Source organism: Cryobacterium luteum (assembly GCF_900110125.1).
Lineage (GTDB): Bacteria > Actinomycetota > Actinomycetes > Actinomycetales > Microbacteriaceae > Cryobacterium > Cryobacterium luteum.
Map to the genome: position 1 here is coordinate 388,853 of NZ_FOCN01000001.1, position 16,591 is coordinate 405,443.

The window sequence follows — 16,591 nt, forward strand, 5'->3', positions numbered from 1 at the left end:
GATTCACACCGAGGCGGCAGCTACCGCCCGCGGCGCGACGGCACGCACGAAGGCGCCCAGGTGGCGGTAGACCTCCTGCGATTCCGGATGCGTGTCGTCCTGCTGCCAGGTGTGCTTGGTGTTGACGCTGCGCCGGCCGTAAATGAGGGTGTCAACCCGAATCTTGCGTGCCCGCAGCGCCTCGATGAAGTTGAGGTTGGCGCGGTAGAAGTAGTCCCGCTCTGAGGTCGTGACATACACCGGCGGAAATCCCCGGTCGAGCCACTCGATCGGGGACATGAACCGCGCCGCCGAGCGCAGGTGCTGTCCGCGGCCGCGCTCGGGCAGCAGCATCCGCACGAAGTTGAGGCTCAAAACGAAGCCGCGGTCGAACAATACCGAGAAGTCGGCGATGCTGCAGTGCTGCACCAGGCCGCGCAGGTTACGAGCGGCGACCGGCGGGCGAATGCCGTAGTGCTCGGCGAGCTCCGGAGCGTAGGCTGCAGCCGTGAGCAGCGCCGCAATGTGGCCACCGGCCGAGTCACCGCCGAGCACGATCCGGGTCGGGTCTCCCCCGTAGGCGGCGATATTGCGGGCGACCCAGTCGAGCACCGCGTTACCGTCCTGCATCATGTGCTTCAGTTGGAACCGTGTGGCCATGCGGTAGTTCGCGTTGACCACGATCATGCCCTCAGCGGCCTGAGTCGCGCAGTACTTGGTGAGCGGGTCCTTGTCGCCCGAGGTCCAGCCGCCGCCATGAAAGTACACGTAGACGGGGAGTGGCTGCGCGCTGCCTTCGCGTTTGGGCGACAACACGTCGAGTCGATGGATTTTCTCGCCATCGCCGACGTAATCGAGATCGAGATCGTACTCGACCGAATCGATCGGATTCAGGTTGAATTTGTGCACCGGGGTCTCCCGGCGCAGCATCAGCGCGCGCCACGCCCAGACGGGCAGCCGGCGGATACCCGTTTCCCGGTGCGCCGACCGGTCGACGGTCACTCCGTCGGCGTGCAACCGGATGTCGTGCAGCCAGGCCCTGGCCGTTGTGGCGGCCCTCCCCGTTGACGCGGAACGGTGCGAGGAGGTGGGGGTGGGACGAACGGTGCCGAACGCGGTGCTGGTGTGATTCACTGATTGAGGTTAAGTCGGTTTCCCCGAATCCCCGCTGGCAAGTACCCCATTTGGGGGTAATTCCAAGTTTCAGATGGGTGTCAGACCACGCAATCAGGCAGCGGATGCCCCGCCCGCGACCCCGGTCGCCTCCAGCACCGCACGCGCGAGCGTGTGAAAGTGCAGGTTGAAGCCGAGAACACCCGGAGTGGATTGCGGGTCGAGGTCAAGCGACGGCACATCGACGGCGTACACGATGAACTGGTAGCGGTGCGTGCCGGTTCCGGGCGGCGGCCCGGCACCGGCGAACGACGTGAGGCGCGTTTCGTTCGGCAGCACGAGCGCGCCAGCCGGCAGGGTACCGCCGGCCGGCAGGCTGGTCACCCCCACCGGCAGGTTCGCCACGGCCCAGTGCCAGAATCCGGAGCCGGTCGGAGCGTCGGGGTCGTACACGGTGAGGGCGAAACTTTGGGTCTCGGCGGGGAAACCCGACCAGGACAGCTGCGGGGAGACATCCGCTCCCCCGGCATCGGTGCCGTACTGGGCCGGGCGCAGCGGGCCGCCGTCGGTCATGTCCGTGCTCGTGAGTGAGAACTGGGGCACTTCGCCGAAGCGGGCGAGCGGGTCGATGGTCACGGGGCCTCCTGATTGCGCGAGTGGGACTGACAGCCTACGCCGCGGGTTCGTGCACGAGCTCGAGGATGCTGCTGTACAGCTGGCGAAACTCGGGCTCGGAGCTCATCGCGGCCAGGCGAGGCCGGGCCAGCGGCACCGTGAGATCGGCGCGGATTCGGCCGGGGCGACGGCTCATAACGAGCACCCGGTCGGAGGTGATGATGGCCTCCTCGATGTCGTGGGTGATCATGAGCACGGTGAGCTTGTGTTGTTCCCAGACCCGGGTGAGCAGGGTTTGCATCTCGCGCCGGGTGAGGGCATCGAGCGCGCCGAACGGTTCATCCATCAAGAGAATCTGCGGCTTGTAGCTGAGCGAACGAGCGATCGCCACGCGTTGCTGCATGCCGCCGGACAGTTCACGCGGGAACGCATTCTCGAACCCGGCCAAGCCGACCAGGGCCAGAAACTGCTGCGCCGTGCTGGCTCGTTCCGCCCGGCTCAACGGTTCGTCCTGCAGGGCGAACTGCACGTTCTGCTGCGCGGTCAGCCAGGGCAGCAGGGTAAAGCCCTGAAAGACCACGCCGCGGTCGCGGCCCGGGCCGGTAACCGGCACGCCGTCAACGGTGACCGAACCGGAGTCCTGCTCGGTCAGACCGGCGATGATCGAGAGCAGGGTGCTCTTGCCACAGCCCGAGGTACCGACCACAGAGACGAACTCGTTCGCGTGGAGGTCGAGGGAGACCCGGTCGAGGGCGTGCACGTCGCCGAAGCTCTTGCTGAGGTCTCGAATCGACACCTTGGGGGTCATCGGCTGCTCCTCTCGTAACGGAACATGCGTCGCCCCCACGCGCGCATGATCTGGTCGGTGACCAGGCCGAGCACTCCGAGAATGAGCACATAGGTGATGATCGTGTCGGTTTGAAAGTAGCGCTGCCCCAGCGTGATGCGATACCCGAGTCCGCTCGAAGCGGCAACCAGTTCGGCCACCACCAGCCAGGTCCAGGCCCAGCCGAGGGTGATGCGCAGGGCGTCCCAGATGCGCGGGGCCGAGGAACGTAAGACGATGCGGGTCAGAATCTGTCGATTATTCAGGCCCAGGGTCTCGCCGAGATCGATGAGGCCGCGGGGGGTCTGGCGCACGGCATCCGCTATCAGCAGCACCTGCTGAAAAAAGGTACCCATCCAGATGATCAGAAATTTCTGGCCGTCGTCGATGCCGGCCCACAGAATAGTCAGCGGCACGAACGCCACCACCGGCATGTAGCGCACGAAGTCGATGAGCGGTTCGAGGGCGGCCTCGACGCGGGCCGAAGTGCCGATCAGGATGCCGATCGGCACGGCCATGACGGTGGCCAGCAGAAATCCGGCGGCGATGCGGTACACGCTCGCCGAGGCATCCGTGGGCAGTTCACCGTTCTGCAGCTGCGTGACGAACCGCTCCCCGACCGCGACCGGCGAGGGCAGGAAGAGCGGCGACACCAGTCCGGTCAGGGTCGCGAGCGACCACAACACCACGAACCCGGCAAAGGTACTGACGGAGATCAGCAGGTACTGCCGCCGGCTGATTCTCTGGCCGAGGTGACGCCGGCGCCGCGTCGGCCGCCCCGCGAGAACGCTGATCAGTTCGCCACGAACTGCGGGTCGACCAGCGCGCTCAGGTCGACGTCACCGGTGAGGATGCCGGCGGACTGAGCGGCCTTCCGAACGAGCGGCATGGCTTCATTGAGAAAACTGCCACCGAGTTCATTGGCGTTCTGCGCGCCGTCATAGAAAATGACGCCGTCAAAAGCCGAGGAGAGCGCCGCCGCGTCTTCTCCCACCGCATCGGCGATAATCGCCCGGCCGGCGGGCTGGTCAGCGTTGTACGAATCGAGGGCGAGGCCCCAGGAGGAGACGAGCGCCTGGATGGTGTCGGGGTGTTCGGCGATGAAGTCGTCGCTGACCACGAGCACGTCGCTGATCAGGCCGGGGAGTTTATCGGCGCTGAACAGCACGCCGAGGTCGGCGTCTTCGGCGAGGGCTGTCTGAATGTACGGCTCGTACGTGACGGCGGCGTCAACTTTGCCGCCGATCAGGGCCACGCCGGCGTCGGCCGCGTTCATCGGCACGGCCACAATGTCATCGAGGGTCATGCCCGCGTCGTCGAGGGCGTAGTTGAGCAGCAGATCAGAGGTCGTGCCCTGCTCGTAGGCGACCTTCTTTCCGGCGAGGTCGGCGATCGACTCGATGCCGGCGGGCGCGATGATCGCGTCGGCGGTCGTGCTGACGTCCTCGATCAGCACGATCTTGATCGGCACACCGGCCTGCTGCATGAGCATGGCCGTGTGGGTGGCGACGTTGGCCACGTCGACGTTGCCGGAGATGAACGCGGCGTTGACCTCGGCGTCCCCCTCGAACTCGGTCTGCTCGACCGAGAGTCCGGCGTCGGCGAAGATGCCATCGGTCTCGGCGATGTACCACGGGCCGTAGCCGATCCACGGCATCGTCGCCATGCGCACGATTTGCGTTCCATCGGCGGCGGGCGTGGCGGCGGGTGTGCCGGCGCAACCGGCAAGCAGGGTGATGGCGGCGGCGGCGAGCGCGGCCACCATTCGAGTGCGTCCCATGGGGAGTCCATTTCCGGATTGCGTGTAACTTCCGAACGGATGCCACTGTTTACGACCCTAGCGAAGTGTGGGGCCTCCGCTGCGCCCCCAGCCAACGCGTGCCCGGCCAGCGCAAACCCGACAACGCGTGCTCCCGGACAGCGGGTGCCCTCGTAAAATGGGCCCATGGCCATTCCGAAGATTCTGCTCTATTACATCTTCACGCCGTTGGCTGACCCGGAGGCCATCCGGCTCTGGCAGCGCGACCTGTGCGCGGGGCTCGGCTTGCGCGGGCGCATCCTCATCTCGGCCGACGGCCTCAACGGCACGGTCGGCGGCGACCTGCCCGCCATCAAGAAGTACGTGCGCAAAACCCGCGACTATCCGGCGTTCAAAAACATCGATTTCAAGTGGAGCGAGGGCACCGGCCTCGACGCCAGCGGGCACAGCCTCGATTTTCCGAGGCTCGTGGTCAAGGTGCGCGAGGAGATCGTGAGCTTCGGCGCCCCCGGTGAGCTGCGCGTCGACGAAACCGGAGTCATCGGCGGCGGCACCAAACTGGCACCGGCCGCGCTCAATGCGCTCGTCGCCGCTCAAGGCGACGACGTCGTCTTCTTCGACGGGCGCAACAAATTCGAGGCCGAGATCGGCCGTTTCCGAAACGCGGTCGTGCCCGACGTGGCCAACACCCGCGAGTTCGTGGCGGAACTCGACAGCGGCAAATACGACCATCTCAAAAACAGGCCGGTGGTGACCTACTGCACCGGCGGCATCCGCTGTGAGGTGCTCAGCGGTCTCATGAAGGCTCGTGGTTTCGGTGAGGTGTACCAGCTCGACGGCGGCATCGTGCGCTACGGCGAGGCCTTTGGCAACGAGGGCCTGTGGTCGGGTTCGCTCTACGTCTTCGACCAGCGGATGTCGCTCGACTTCGCTCCCGATGCTGCCGTGCTCGGCGTCTGCCAGGTCTGCGCGGCGCCGACGACGAACATGCTCAACTGCCGACAGGCGTCGTGCCGGGAGCAGCTGGTGGTCTGCCCCGAGTGCGTCGCGCTGGCGGCGCCGGCCTGCGCCGCGCACGCCCACGCAGATAAACCCCGGTCGGCAGCCTAAAAAAGGCCCGCCGGGCCATAGGGTGGAAGCACACAGAGGGGAGTCGGATGCCTACCGGCGCTGTTATCGAATTCACCAACATCAGCAAACGCTTTGGCGGGGTCACCGCCGTCAACGACCTGTCGTTCACGGTGGAACCCGGCCGGGTCACCGGCTTTCTCGGTCCGAACGGTGCCGGAAAGACCACGTCGCTGCGCATCCTGCTCGGACTGGTCGCAGCCAGCAGCGGCGCGGCTACGTTCGGCGGCGTGCGGTACCGTGACCTGCCGCATCCGCTGAAGACGGTGGGCGCAGCCCTCGAAGCCGCGAGCTTTCACCCGGGACGCACCGCCCGAAGCCACCTCGGTGTCTATGCGATCGCTGCCGGACTGCCGCGCACCCGCGTCATGGAGGTGCTCACCCAGGTGGGCCTCGCCGCCCACGCCGCCCAGCGGGTCGGCGGTTACTCGCTCGGCATGCGCCAACGCCTCGGCCTGGCCTACGCCCTGCTCGGCGACCCGGGTGTGCTCGTGCTCGACGAGCCGATCAACGGACTCGACCCGGAGGGAATCCGCTGGATCCGCGGGTTTCTGCGCGACATGGCCGCCGAAGGACGCACCGTGCTGGTCAGCTCCCACCTGCTCTCCGAGGTGGCGCAGAGCGTCGACGACGTCGTCATCATCGCCCGCGGCGAACTCGTGCACCTCGGCCCACTTTCCAGCCTCGACACGGATGCCGCGCCCCAGACGATCGTCGATTCTCCCGACCGCGAGAACCTCGCCGCAGCCCTCACGTCAGCCGGCATCAGCTTTTCGATCGGCCGCACCGGCCTGCTCGCTGCCTCACCCGACCCGGCCGTGCTCGGTCACATCGCCTTTGCCGCCGGAGTCGAGCTGAGCGTGCTGCACAGGCAAAAGGCCGGCCTTGAAGACTCCTTTCTCGCCCTCGTCGGCGGAGGCCACACGCTATGACAATGTTTCTGCGGTCTGTTTCGGCCGAATTCGCCAAGATCTTCACCACCCGCCTGTGGTGGATCCTCGTCATCGTGCTGTTTTGCTACATTGGCCTGCTGGCCGGCGGCCTCGCGGCGTTGTTCGCCGGAATCCAAACCGGCGTGATCAGTCCGGATGCCGTGAACACCGGCGGCGGCCCCACTGATTTCGGCAGTCTCCCGCCGCTGATCTACAGCTTCGCTTCCTCGGTGGGCTATGTTTTTCCGGTGTTGCTCGGCGCCCTCGCGACGACCGGTGAATTTCGTCACCAGACCCTGACGCCGACGTTCCTGGCCACACCCCGCCGCGGTCTGGTGCTCGGCGCGAAAACGGCGACACTTATTTTGATCGGTGCGGGCTTCGGGGTCGTCGCGCTGGCGGCATCCGTTGGTATCGGTGGTGGGGTGCTGAGCGCGTTCGGAGTCGACGCTTTGCTGCTCGACTCGCAGACGTGGCTGCTGATCGCTCGCACCCTGCTCGCCATGGGCCTGTGGGCGGCCATCGGCGTTGGCCTCGGCGTGCTCGTGCCGAACCAGGTCGCCTCGATCGTGATCGTGCTGGCCTTCACCCAGTTCGTTGAACCGCTGCTGCGGCTGGCGGCCTCGTTCCTCGAGGTCACCGCGAAGATCGGCAACTTTCTTCCTGGCGCCGCGAGTGATGCCCTGGTCGGCGCGAGCGTCTTCACCATGGCGAGCCCTGCCGGTACCCCGCCGCTGGACTGGTGGCAGGGCGGCCTCGTGCTGCTCGGCTACGCCCTGGTCGCAACCGTGATCGGCTACGTCGTGAGCTGGAAGAAGGACGTCACCTAGCTGCTCGGTTCAGCCGGGGTCTGTTCGACCGGCAGCTTGAGGGAGTCGATCAGATCGGTCGCGTGCTGGCTCGTGAGAATGACACGGGCGAATTCCTCGTCGACGAGGTCGATCACCACGGCCGGACGGTGACGCTTGATCGAGACGAAGTCCTTGCCGCCGTGAAACTTCCAGGTTCCGGCCGCCACGATGAGCGGAATGATCGAGCCGAGGGCACGAATTCCACGCAACCAGATCCATGGATCTTCCGTGATGATCACCGAACGAATGTTGTCCCGCTGCACCACGATCGACTCCCGCCGCAGCGCGAGGGTTCTTTCCGCGCGCGTCAGGTGGATCTCGAGCCGGTCAGAATGCACGCTCAGGGAAGCCATTGTCTCAGTCTGCCCGGTCAGGGACGAAAACCCGTTGTCTTACGCAAACAAAACCAGAGACGCCCCAGCGCAGGATTTCAACAAGGCGAGCGGATGACCGCGGTCGGCCACGCTCATCCGCTCGCTGGGTCAGCCCTGTTCTCTCGTGATCACGCCGGCGGGGTGGCGGCGGCCGCAGCCTTCGCCGCCGCCGGCAGCGCCTCGAAGATGCGCCCGATGGCGCTCTGGTCATGCGCGTCGGAGACGAACCACGCCTCGAACACGCTCGGCGGCAGGGACACTCCGTGGTCGAGCATGGCGTGGAAGAACGGTGCGTAGCGAAAGGACTCCTGACGCTGCACATCGGCGTAGTTGCGCGGGGCCGAACCCTGCGCTTCTTCGCCGAAGACGAAGCTAAAGAGGTTGCCGGCGCGCTGCACCCGGTGGGCAACGCCCTCGGCCGCGAGCGAGGCGGAGACCGCCTCCGAGAGGATGGTGGCGGTCGCGTTGAGCCGGTCGTACACGCTCTCGTCGAGCAGGCTAAGGGTCGCGATGCCGGCCGCGACGGCGACCGGGTTGCCCGACAGCGTTCCGGCCTGGTAGACCGGGCCTGCCGGGGCGAGAAAGTCCATTACGTCGGCTCGACCGCCGAGAGCGGCGACGGGCAGGCCACCGCCGATGATCTTGCCGAAGGCGAGCAAGTCGGGCGTGTAGAACTCTTCGCCGGCCGACTCGAGGCTGCTGGTCTCGAGGCCCCAGAAGCCGGAGCGGCTCACCCGAAAACCGGTGAGCACCTCATCGAGGATGAGCAGCGCCCCGTTCGCGTGCGCGATCGACGACAGCGCCGCATTGAAGCCGGCGTCCGGGGCGACGACGCCCATGTTGGCGGCGGCCGCTTCGGTGATGATGGCGGCAATGCGCCCGGGGTGCGCTGCGAAGGCGGCCCGCACGGCATCAAGGTCGTTGTACGGCAGCACGAGCGTCTGCGCGGCGGTCGCGGCGGTGACGCCGGCCGAACCGGGCAGCGCGAGCGTCGCGAGGCCGGAGCCGGCCTGGGCGAGCAGACCATCAGAGTGGCCGTGGTAATGCCCGGCGAACTTGATCAGCAGGTCACGACCGGTGAAACCGCGGGCCAGACGAATGGCCGTCATGGTCGCTTCGGTGCCGGTGGACACCAGGCGCAGCTTTTGCACTGCGCCGACCCGCTCGGCGACGAGTTCAGCCAGTTCGGTCTCGGCCGGTGTCGACGCGCCGAACGACAAGCCGAGGGCGGCGGCGTCCTGCACGGCCTTGATGACCTCGGGGTGGGCGTGCCCGAGAATGGCCGGTCCCCACGAGTTAACCAGGTCAACGTATTCACGGCCGTCGGAGTCAGTGACGTAGGCTCCTGCAGCCTTCACCAGAAAGAGCGGGGTGCCACCGACCGAGCCGAAGGCTCGCACCGGCGAGTTGACGCCCCCGGGAATCACACGGCGGGCGCGGTCGAACAGTTCGCCATTGTGGGTGGCGGCGTGCTCCCCCGGCGTCGACATCGCTTCTGCACTGATCGTGTCGGTCATGCTTGCTCCTCCTTGAGCCAGGTGGCCAGTTCAACGGCCCAGTAGGTGAGTACGGCGTCGGCGCCGGCGCGTCGGATGCTCAGCACCGACTCTTCGACCGCGCGACGCCGGTCGATCCAACCCTGTGCGGCAGCCGCCTCGATCATGGCGTATTCACCGGAAACTTGATATGCCCAAACCGGAATATTACTCATGGCGGCTACCTCGGCGAGTACGTCGAGGTAGCTGCCGGCCGGCTTGACCATGACGATGTCCGCGCCCTCGTCGATGTCGAGCTGAGCTTCGCGCACGCCTTCGCGACGGTTGGCCGGGTCGAGCTGGTAGGTGCGGCGGTCGCCGACCAGGGTCGAGGCGACGGCTTCACGAAACGGGCCGTAGAAGGCCGAGGCGTACTTGGCCGAGTAGGCGAGTACAGCGGTGTCCTCAAAACCGTTGGCGTCGAGGGTCTCACGCACGGCGGCGACCTGGCCGTCCATCATTCCGGACAGGCCAAGCAGTGCTGAACCGGCCGAGGCCTGGGCCAGCGCCATGTCGCGATAGCGCTCAAGGGTCGCGTCATTGTCGACGTGGCCGTCGGTGGCGAGTACGCCGCAGTGGCCGTGATCGGTGAATTCATCGAGGCACAGGTCGGTCTGCACGACGAGCGCGTCGCCGATCTCGGAGGCGAGGGCGCGGGTGGCCAGGTTGAGTATGCCATTCGGGTCGGTCGCCCCGGTCCCGGTCGCGTCGCGCCGGGAGGGCACTCCGAAGAGCATGATGCCGCCGATGCCGGCTTCGGCCGCCTGCACCACGGCACGACGTGCACTGTCGATGCTGTGCTGCACAACGCCGGGCATCGAGCTGATCGGACGCTGCTCATCGCCTTCGCGCACGAATATGGGGAGCACAAGCTCGGCCGGGTGAACACGAATTTCGCTGGCCAGGCGACGAAGAGCACCGCTGGTGCGCAGTCGTCGCGGGCGGATTACAGGGTTGGTCACCCCTGTACCCTACGCCGCCCGGCTGGACGTTTCGTTATCTCGTCGTTACCTGCCCGGCTACAGTGCAGGTGCGGTTCCCGCGAGGGCGGCGTCGACGAGCGCCTCGATGAGAGACTCGGCACTGCGTTCAGAGGCGACAACATCGACGCGCAGTCCAAGTGCCCTGGCGTCCTTGGCGGTCTGCGGGCCGATGCAGGCCACGAGGGTGCGTTCGGGAATGTCGCCGAACTGTTCGCGCACCTGACGCGCGACGCTGCCGCTGGTGACCAGCACGGCGTGCACGAGGCCGGCTTTGACGTCGGCGACGACCTGGTCGCTGACCGGAACACCGATGGTGCGGTAGGCGACGACGGATTCCACGTCGTGGCCGACGCGGCGCAGTCCCTCGCTGAGCAGCGGCTTGGCGATCTCACTGCGCAGGGTCAGCACGCGCAGCGGGATGACCCCGGCGGTGGCGGTCTCCCATTCCTCCAGCAGACCGCGAGCTGAATTGTCTTCCGAGGGAACGATGTCCACGTGGTAGCCGGCCGCAACGAGTGCGGCTGCGGTGGTTTCACCGACCGCGGCAATGCGCGTTCCGGGCGCGACGACCGCACGGTGCGACGACAGAACGTCGACGGTCGTGGCACTCGTGATCGTCATCCAGTCGAAGTCACCGGCGGCGAGGCGGGTGAGCGCCGCGTTGAGGGCCGGGGCGTCGTCGGTCGCGGCGAAATTGATCATGGGAGCGACGATCGGATGCGCACCTTTGGCCCGCAGGTTGGCTGCCACCTGGTCGCCCCAGGGTCCGCCGCGCGGAACGAGAACTCGCCAGCCGGCGAGCGGCTTGGTCAGTTGATTGGTCACGTGGTCACTCAGTCACTTTCAGAGGAGCGAACTCGGCCGCGCCACCGGCCAGAAGATCTATGGAGACACGTTCGGCGACGTCGAGCGCGGCTTCGGTGAGATGGAGGGCGGAGTGGGAATCGGGCGTCGCCGCGTGCGAACTGGTGACCTTGCGGGAGCCATCCGGGCTGTACACGGTCGCGGTGAGAAAGAGCAGACCATCGTCGACGACCGCTGTTGCACCGATCGGTGCGGCGCAGCCGGCCTCGAGCCGGGCCAGCACGGTGCGTTCGGCGGTGGTCGTGGCCTGGGTGGAGGCATGGTTCATCGCGGCGAGTGCCACGCCGAGCAGGCGATCGGGCTTGCCGTCACGCACCTCGATCGCGAGCGCTCCCTGGCCGGGCGCGGTCGGCCAGGCCGACAGGTCGAGAAAGTCGGTGGCGACGGCATCGAGTCGGCCGAGGCGGCCGAGGCCGGCAGCGGCGAGCACGACGGCGTCGAGGTCGCCCTCGGCGACCCGCCCCACCCGGGTGTCGATGTTGCCCCGAATGTCCACGATCGTCAGGTCGGGGCGTCGCTCGAGCAGCTGGGCCACCCGGCGGGGCGAGCCCGTACCGACCCGGGCCCCCTCCGGCAGGGTGTCCAGGGTGTAGCCTGCGCGCGCACACAGCACGTCGCGGGCATCCGCTCGCTTGGGGGTCGCACCGATACGTAAGCCGGGGTGGGCCTCGGTCGGCAGGTCCTTGAAGGAGTGCACGATGACGTCACACTCGTCGTTCAGCAGGGCTTCGCGCAGGGCGCTCGCGAACACTCCGGTGCCGCCGAGGCTCGAGAGCGGTTCGGTCGAGGTGTCGCCGTGCGTGGTGACCCGCACGATTTCGACCTCGACGCCGGCGGAGGCCGCGATGCGGTTGACGATGGTCTGGGTCTGCGCGAGCGCGAGGGCACTTGCGCGGGTGCCCACGCGAATAACGGTCACGGTGCCATTCCCGCGACGGCCGGCTTGAAGCCGAGCCGCACGTTTTCGCAGCAGCCGGGGCGGCACACGTCGTACCAGGGGCCGAGCGCGGTCTTGGCCGGGCGGTCCTCGACGGGGGTGTCGTTCAGGCGTTCCTCGATCAGATCGACGAGGCCGCTCACGAAGTCGGGTGAGACTCCGGGCGTCGGAACCCGCACGGCGGTGATGCCGAACTTCTCGCTGGTCTCCAGCGCCTCGTTGTCGAGGTCCCAGAGAACTTCCATGTGGTCGCTGACGAAGCCGAGCGGCACGATGATCACCGCACGGATGCCGCGGGCCGGCAGCAGGGCGATCGCATCGTTGATGTCGGGTTCGAGCCACGGCATGCTGGGCGGGCCACTGCGGGACTGGTAGACGAGCTGCCACTGTGTTCGGAGTTTCGCCTCGTCATCTCCGGGTTCCACGAGGGAATCCATGATGACCTGGGCGACGGCGCGGTGCTGCGCCGCGTAGGCACCACCCTCACCGAAACCGCGTTCGGCCGGGCCGCTCTTGTTGGCGTCCGTCATGGGGATCGAGTGGGTCGAGAACAGAATCTCGACCTCGGTGTCCACATCGATGCCGGGGACGGCCAGGGCGACGTCTTTCAGACCCTGCGTCACACCGGTGATGAACGGGTCGACGAAGCCGGGGTGGTCGAAGAACTGGCGGATCTTGTCGATGTGCACGGTGCCGGTCAGGTTTTTGTCGGACAGTGCCGCGGCGAAGTCTTCGCGGTACTGGCGGCATCCGCTGTAGGAGCTGTAGGCACTCGTCGCGATCGCGAGCAGACGGTTTTGGCCGGCCTCGTGGGCTTCGGAAATGGTGTCGCGCAGGTACGGCGCCCAGTTGCGGTTGCCCCAGATCACGGGCAGGTCGATGCCGCGACGGCTCAGTTCAACCTGCAGGGCCGCCTTCAGCACGCGGTTCTGGTCGTTGATCGGGCTGATGCCGCCGTAGTGGCGGTAGTGCTTGGCGACGACCTCGAGGCGTTCCTCGGGAATGCCGCGGCCGCCGGTGACGTTCCGAAGGAACGGGATCACGTCGTCCTGGCCTTCCGGGCCGCCGAAACCGGCCAGCAGCACGGCGTCGTACTGGGCCATTACTGCAGAACCTCGACGAGCTCGGCGGTGGAGATGCGGCGGCCGGTGAAGAACGGAACCTCTTCGCGCACGTGGCGGCGGGCCTCGGTGTCGCGCAGGCCGCGCATCAGGTCGACGAGCTCGGTGAGTTCGTCGCTCTCGATCGGCAGGAGCCACTCATAGTCGCCGAGGGCGAAGGCCGAGACGGTGTTGGCGAGGGCTCCGCGGTAGGCGGCGCCCTTGCGGCCGTGGTCGGCGAGCATGCGGCTGCGGTCTTCGTCGGGCAGCAGGTACCACTCGAAGCTGCGCACGAAGGGGTAGATGGTGAGCCAGGCCTTGGGCTCGACTCCGCGCAGGAATGCGGGCACGTGGCTCTTGTTGAACTCGGCGTCGCGGTGCACGCCCATGGCATTCCAGGTGGGCAGCAGGCTCTTGAGAAGGCGGCTGCGGCGCAGCTCACGGTTAGCCCATTGCAGGGTCTCTGCGTTGTCGGCGTGGGTCCAGATCATGACGTCCGCGTCGGCCTTGAGGCCGGAAACATCGTAGAAACCGCGCACGGTGACGCCCTCGGCTTCGATGAGGGAGAGCACGTCGTCCAGCTCGTTCACGGCGTGCGGAACATCGCGGCCGTCGAGGTCGTCGGGGTTGTGCGGATCTTTTCGCAGAACGGTGAAAAGAGTGAAGCCCTGCGGCGAAGCCGCGGGAACTTCAGGATCGATGAGGGTGGTGGGCTGAACGCTGGGTACTGCCTCTCCGGCAGCCGGGTGAGTCATGGCTCTAGTCTGCTCCGTATTGGTCCCGGCACCAAAATGAGCGCCGCGGTTCCTGTGAAGCCACCGACAGCTAGCGGTTTTTAGCCACCGCGGACGCGCCGAACCAGACGATCACGCCCACCACGGTCGCCGCACCGAGCGCGATGCCCACGAGAGCGGCCGGACTGTCTTCGCCGAGCTGACGCAGGGCATGGGTCAGGCGACGTCGTTTGATGCGCAGCTGCTTGGGCAGGTTGAGCTTGTATTCGATCGCATCGAGCGTCGAGGCGAGTTCGGCGCGCGCGTGTCGCGCTTCGGCGCGCAGGTCGCCGATGCCGTGCTTCTGGGTCTCCGTGCTGCTATTTGTGGTCATATTCGCCAACTCCCTTGAATGCATCTGCGTCTGCACGGATGCTCGCGTGTACGCCTTCCGGGTCGGGCTTGGTGGCCGCCTTCACCCGGTTCACACCGATCAGCACGAGGATGACGGCCACGAGCACGAGTGCCACCGCCACGATGAGGGTGGCCAGCCAGAGCGGCAGCACCAAGGCCAGTGCGATGACAGCGAGGGCGACGAACACGCCGAGGGCGAAAAAGAGGATGGCGCCAGCCGCCACGAAGAGGGCGGCACCGACCCCGAAATTCTTGGCCTTTGCGGCGAACTCGGCTTTGAAGGCGTCAAGTTCGGCTTTGACCAGGGCACTGATCTGGCCGGGCAGCTCCCCGATCAGGGCGAGCAACGGGCGTTTGCTCTTCGGGTTGAATCCACTGCTAGTCACGGATTGCCTTCCCTACGTTCGGGTGTCGGTGTTTCAGGTGTCTGAATCTTCGGGGTTCTGTTCAGTGTGCGGTCGTGTCGCCGGAGTCCGCCGCCAACTTCGCAGCCGGCTTCGCCTTCGGCTTCGCGGCGGCCGTGTGGCTCGTGGTGGCGCTGGCCTGGGCGGCGGAGGTGGATGCTGCCGGGGTGGAGGCATCCGCTTTGCTGGTGGTCTGCTTCTTCTTCGCTGCAGCCTGGGAGACCGCCTTCTTGCCGGCCTTGAACAGGGTGGCGGGAACGTCACCGACCAGTTCGAGGGCGGCGTCGCGCACCTCGGTCACCCGGCGTTGCACCGGTTTGGCGTTCCAGAGATCATTGGCGGCGGCCGCAATCTGCTCGTAACGCTTGCGGCCGGCACGCGCACCGAGCACATAGCCGACGAGGCCGCCCGTGATGAACAGAAGTTTTCCGCGCATTGAGTCTCCACTCTCGTAAGGTCCCCCCAGAGTAACCCGGTTCGCCGTCTGCGTCGGGGGTGTCGCCTCGGCATGTCTGGGCGCGCCTGTATCGATACAGGAAGTGCACAGTTTCGAAGCGAGGGTTACCGGTCGGGCGCGGTAATGGTGAGGCCGAGGGCGGCGTGCCGAATGCGGTCGCCGGCTTCGAGGGCGTGCGGAATGACCGAGGCGAGGCCGGTTCCGGCCAGCCAGGCGCCGGTGACCTCGAGCGCTGGGGTCTGGGCGACGGCTTCGCGCACCTGCTGCGCACGTTCGGGCGCACCGAGCGTCGCCGGCGAGAGAGCATCGCGCCACTCCGTGCGGGCGAACGCGCGCAGGCTGCTGGCCGGCAGCGGCACTCCGAGCAGAACGGATGCATCGTGCAGCGCGAGCGTCTGCAGCTCGTCGTCGCTGAGGTCGTCGGTGGGATTGGGCGCTCCCGCGCGACCGTAGGAGAGCCGCACGACGTGGCGGCCGGGGCCGGCGGCCTTGGCGACCCACGCCCACTTCGCGGTGACGTGGGTGAGCGCCTTGGCGGTGACGTCGGGGGCGTCGATGGCCACGAGCACGCCGGTACCGCGCGGGTGCGCGTCGAGGGCGGGCGCGTCGAGCACGAGCGAGGTGAGGGTGACGGCGGTCGGAGCCGGCCAGTCGAGTTCGGCGAGTGCGTCGAACTGGGGGCCGAGCGGACTGACCAGTCCCAGTGCCTGCGCGCCCTGGGTCGCGATGATCACGTAGCGGGCTGTGAGGGTGTCGGCCTGGGCATCCCCTGGGCGGCTGAGGGTGACGTTCCAGGTGGGCGCGTCGTCGGTGCCGGAGCGGGCCAGAGTTTCAGCTGTGGTCGAGGTGCGGATGGTCACGTTGTGACGGTCGAGGGCGGCCACGAGGGCGGCGGGGAGGCTGGCCATGCCGCCGAGCAGCCCGGCAACATTGGAACCGGCCGGCGCGCCGGCGCGCAGGGCAGAGACGGCGCCGGAGAGCGAGCCGGCCGTGGTCAGGGCGCGGTTGAGTCCGGGGGCGACAACGTCGATTTCGAGGTCGACGGCGCTCGTCGTGTAGACGCCGGAGGCGACCGGTTCCACGAGGCGGTCGAGCACGCGCGCGCCCATGCGCTTTCTCACCAGTTCGCCGAGGCTGTGCTCGCGGCCGATGGTGAGCACGGGCATGAGGCGGTCGAGGTAGGCGCGCAGCGAACCGCTCCAGCCGATGACCCGGCGTACGTCGTCGGCGAGCGGCGATCCGGGGACGCCGAGAACGCCGGCCCTGGGCAGCGGAACGCTCACCGCGGCATCGGCTCCCGAACGCAGTGAACGGGACGGGAGGGCCGGCAGGTGCAGCCAGGCTCCGGCCACGTTGGGCGCAACGACCTGGCCGCTGAGGCCAAGATCCTCGATGAAAGCGGCCACCGTACCGCCGCGCACCGCGAAACTCTCGGCGCCGCTGTCGAGGCTGAGCCCGTCGAGAACGTGGCCGGCGACCGGGCCGCCCACGGCATCCGTTGCCTCGAGAATGGTGACGCTCAGCCCTACCTGGGCGCATTCGCGGGCGGCGACCATGCCGGCCACGCCCCCGCCAATGACGAGAACATCGATCGGTGTGGTCATGTT

19 protein-coding genes are annotated in these 16,591 nt (G+C 67.3%); 3 read left to right on the forward strand and 16 right to left on the reverse strand.

Annotated features, from left to right (window positions below; translation table 11 throughout):
• Positions 1-3: 3 nt before the first annotated feature.
• The 5 genes from BMW72_RS01960 to BMW72_RS01980 form a co-directional block, all read right to left on the reverse strand.
• On the reverse strand, positions 4-1,113 hold the full coding sequence (locus BMW72_RS01960; protein WP_241983980.1) for an alpha/beta hydrolase: 1,110 nt from the start codon (positions 1,111-1,113) through the stop codon (positions 4-6).
• Positions 1,114-1,206: 93 nt separating this feature from the next.
• Complete coding sequence (locus BMW72_RS01965) at positions 1,207-1,665, reverse strand: YbhB/YbcL family Raf kinase inhibitor-like protein (RefSeq protein WP_174843177.1); 459 nt, start codon at positions 1,663-1,665, stop codon at positions 1,207-1,209.
• Positions 1,666-1,762: 97 nt separating this feature from the next.
• The gene (locus tag BMW72_RS01970; RefSeq protein ID WP_092106680.1) at positions 1,763-2,515 is read right to left on the reverse strand and encodes an ABC transporter ATP-binding protein; all 753 of its coding nucleotides are present in this window, start codon (positions 2,513-2,515) and stop codon (positions 1,763-1,765) included.
• Positions 2,512-3,222, reverse strand: coding sequence for an ABC transporter permease (locus BMW72_RS01975; RefSeq protein ID WP_241983981.1), 711 nt, complete (start codon positions 3,220-3,222; stop codon positions 2,512-2,514). Before BMW72_RS01975 ends, BMW72_RS01970 begins: the two co-directional genes overlap by 4 nt.
• A gap of 104 nt (positions 3,223-3,326) precedes the next feature.
• Positions 3,327-4,313: an ABC transporter substrate-binding protein gene (locus tag BMW72_RS01980; protein WP_198416348.1), complete on the reverse strand. Its 987-nt coding sequence runs from the start codon at positions 4,311-4,313 to the stop codon at positions 3,327-3,329.
• Between the two features lie 165 nt (positions 4,314-4,478).
• Between BMW72_RS01980 and trhO the strand changes: the two genes are divergently transcribed.
• From trhO to BMW72_RS01995, 3 genes are read left to right on the forward strand one after another with little or no spacing between them, the layout of a single operon-like run.
• A complete protein-coding gene (trhO, locus tag BMW72_RS01985) occupies positions 4,479-5,402 on the forward strand; it encodes an oxygen-dependent tRNA uridine(34) hydroxylase TrhO (protein ID WP_092106686.1) in 924 nt (307 codons plus the stop codon).
• A 47-nt stretch (positions 5,403-5,449) separates the two neighbouring features.
• On the forward strand, positions 5,450-6,352 hold the full coding sequence (locus tag BMW72_RS01990) for an ATP-binding cassette domain-containing protein (protein ID WP_092106688.1): 903 nt from the start codon (positions 5,450-5,452) through the stop codon (positions 6,350-6,352).
• 2 nt (positions 6,353-6,354) lie between these two features.
• Positions 6,355-7,182 carry an ABC transporter permease gene (locus tag BMW72_RS01995; protein WP_092106690.1) on the forward strand — a complete coding sequence of 276 codons (828 nt, stop codon included), beginning with the start codon at positions 6,355-6,357 and terminating at the stop codon, positions 7,180-7,182.
• Here BMW72_RS01995 and BMW72_RS02000 read toward each other — a convergent pair.
• From BMW72_RS02000 to BMW72_RS02050, 11 genes are all read right to left on the reverse strand, one after another.
• A complete protein-coding gene (locus BMW72_RS02000; protein WP_092106692.1) occupies positions 7,179-7,556 on the reverse strand; it encodes a hypothetical protein in 378 nt (125 codons plus the stop codon). The genes BMW72_RS01995 and BMW72_RS02000 overlap by 4 nt on opposite strands.
• 149 nt (positions 7,557-7,705) lie before the next feature.
• The gene (gene hemL / locus BMW72_RS02005; protein ID WP_092106694.1) at positions 7,706-9,094 is read right to left on the reverse strand and encodes a glutamate-1-semialdehyde 2,1-aminomutase; all 1,389 of its coding nucleotides are present in this window, start codon (positions 9,092-9,094) and stop codon (positions 7,706-7,708) included.
• A complete protein-coding gene (hemB, locus tag BMW72_RS02010) occupies positions 9,091-10,074 on the reverse strand; it encodes a porphobilinogen synthase (protein ID WP_092106696.1) in 984 nt (327 codons plus the stop codon). The genes hemL and hemB overlap by 4 nt, the downstream gene beginning before the upstream one ends.
• Before the next feature lie 57 nt (positions 10,075-10,131).
• Positions 10,132-10,920: a uroporphyrinogen-III synthase gene (locus tag BMW72_RS02015; RefSeq protein ID WP_092106698.1), complete on the reverse strand. Its 789-nt coding sequence runs from the start codon at positions 10,918-10,920 to the stop codon at positions 10,132-10,134.
• A gap of 4 nt (positions 10,921-10,924) precedes the next feature.
• Positions 10,925-11,878 carry a hydroxymethylbilane synthase gene (gene hemC / locus BMW72_RS02020; protein WP_092106700.1) on the reverse strand — a complete coding sequence of 318 codons (954 nt, stop codon included), beginning with the start codon at positions 11,876-11,878 and terminating at the stop codon, positions 10,925-10,927.
• Positions 11,875-12,999: a ferrochelatase gene (locus BMW72_RS02025; RefSeq protein WP_092106701.1), complete on the reverse strand. Its 1,125-nt coding sequence runs from the start codon at positions 12,997-12,999 to the stop codon at positions 11,875-11,877. Before BMW72_RS02025 ends, hemC begins: the two co-directional genes overlap by 4 nt.
• On the reverse strand, positions 12,999-13,751 hold the full coding sequence (hemQ, locus tag BMW72_RS02030; RefSeq protein ID WP_092106703.1) for a hydrogen peroxide-dependent heme synthase: 753 nt from the start codon (positions 13,749-13,751) through the stop codon (positions 12,999-13,001). The genes BMW72_RS02025 and hemQ overlap by 1 nt, the downstream gene beginning before the upstream one ends.
• A gap of 70 nt (positions 13,752-13,821) precedes the next feature.
• Complete coding sequence (locus BMW72_RS02035) at positions 13,822-14,103, reverse strand: hypothetical protein (protein ID WP_241983982.1); 282 nt, start codon at positions 14,101-14,103, stop codon at positions 13,822-13,824.
• Positions 14,090-14,509, reverse strand: a complete 420-nt coding sequence (locus tag BMW72_RS02040) for a phage holin family protein (protein WP_092106705.1) — start codon at positions 14,507-14,509, stop codon at positions 14,090-14,092. The genes BMW72_RS02035 and BMW72_RS02040 overlap by 14 nt, the downstream gene beginning before the upstream one ends.
• A gap of 61 nt (positions 14,510-14,570) precedes the next feature.
• Positions 14,571-14,963, reverse strand: coding sequence for a hypothetical protein (locus BMW72_RS02045; protein ID WP_092106707.1), 393 nt, complete (start codon positions 14,961-14,963; stop codon positions 14,571-14,573).
• Positions 14,964-15,088: 125 nt separating this feature from the next.
• Positions 15,089-16,588, reverse strand: coding sequence for a protoporphyrinogen/coproporphyrinogen oxidase (locus BMW72_RS02050; RefSeq protein WP_092106709.1), 1,500 nt, complete (start codon positions 16,586-16,588; stop codon positions 15,089-15,091).
• Positions 16,589-16,591: the final 3 nt, after the last annotated feature.

What these genes read in the sequence shown, in the direction of transcription:
- hemQ (WP_092106703.1), bottom strand. Translation starts at nt 13,751, where the DNA reads ATGACTCACCCGGCTGCCGGAGAGGCAGTACCCAGCGTTCAGCCCACC.
- BMW72_RS02045 (WP_092106707.1), bottom strand. Translation starts at nt 14,963, where the DNA reads ATGCGCGGAAAACTTCTGTTCATCACGGGCGGCCTCGTCGGCTATGTG.
- trhO (WP_092106686.1), top strand. Translation starts at nt 4,479, where the DNA reads ATGGCCATTCCGAAGATTCTGCTCTATTACATCTTCACGCCGTTGGCT.
- BMW72_RS02050 (WP_092106709.1), bottom strand. Translation starts at nt 16,588, where the DNA reads ATGACCACACCGATCGATGTTCTCGTCATTGGCGGGGGCGTGGCCGGC.
- BMW72_RS02025 (WP_092106701.1), bottom strand. Translation starts at nt 12,999, where the DNA reads ATGGCCCAGTACGACGCCGTGCTGCTGGCCGGTTTCGGCGGCCCGGAA.
- BMW72_RS01965 (WP_174843177.1), bottom strand. Translation starts at nt 1,665, where the DNA reads ATGACCGACGGCGGCCCGCTGCGCCCGGCCCAGTACGGCACCGATGCC.
- BMW72_RS01980 (WP_198416348.1), bottom strand. Translation starts at nt 4,313, where the DNA reads ATGGGACGCACTCGAATGGTGGCCGCGCTCGCCGCCGCCGCCATCACC.
- BMW72_RS01990 (WP_092106688.1), top strand. Translation starts at nt 5,450, where the DNA reads ATGCCTACCGGCGCTGTTATCGAATTCACCAACATCAGCAAACGCTTT.
- hemL (WP_092106694.1), bottom strand. Translation starts at nt 9,094, where the DNA reads ATGACCGACACGATCAGTGCAGAAGCGATGTCGACGCCGGGGGAGCAC.
- BMW72_RS01970 (WP_092106680.1), bottom strand. Translation starts at nt 2,515, where the DNA reads ATGACCCCCAAGGTGTCGATTCGAGACCTCAGCAAGAGCTTCGGCGAC.
- BMW72_RS02000 (WP_092106692.1), bottom strand. Translation starts at nt 7,556, where the DNA reads ATGGCTTCCCTGAGCGTGCATTCTGACCGGCTCGAGATCCACCTGACG.
- BMW72_RS02035 (WP_241983982.1), bottom strand. Translation starts at nt 14,103, where the DNA reads ATGACCACAAATAGCAGCACGGAGACCCAGAAGCACGGCATCGGCGAC.
- BMW72_RS01995 (WP_092106690.1), top strand. Translation starts at nt 6,355, where the DNA reads ATGTTTCTGCGGTCTGTTTCGGCCGAATTCGCCAAGATCTTCACCACC.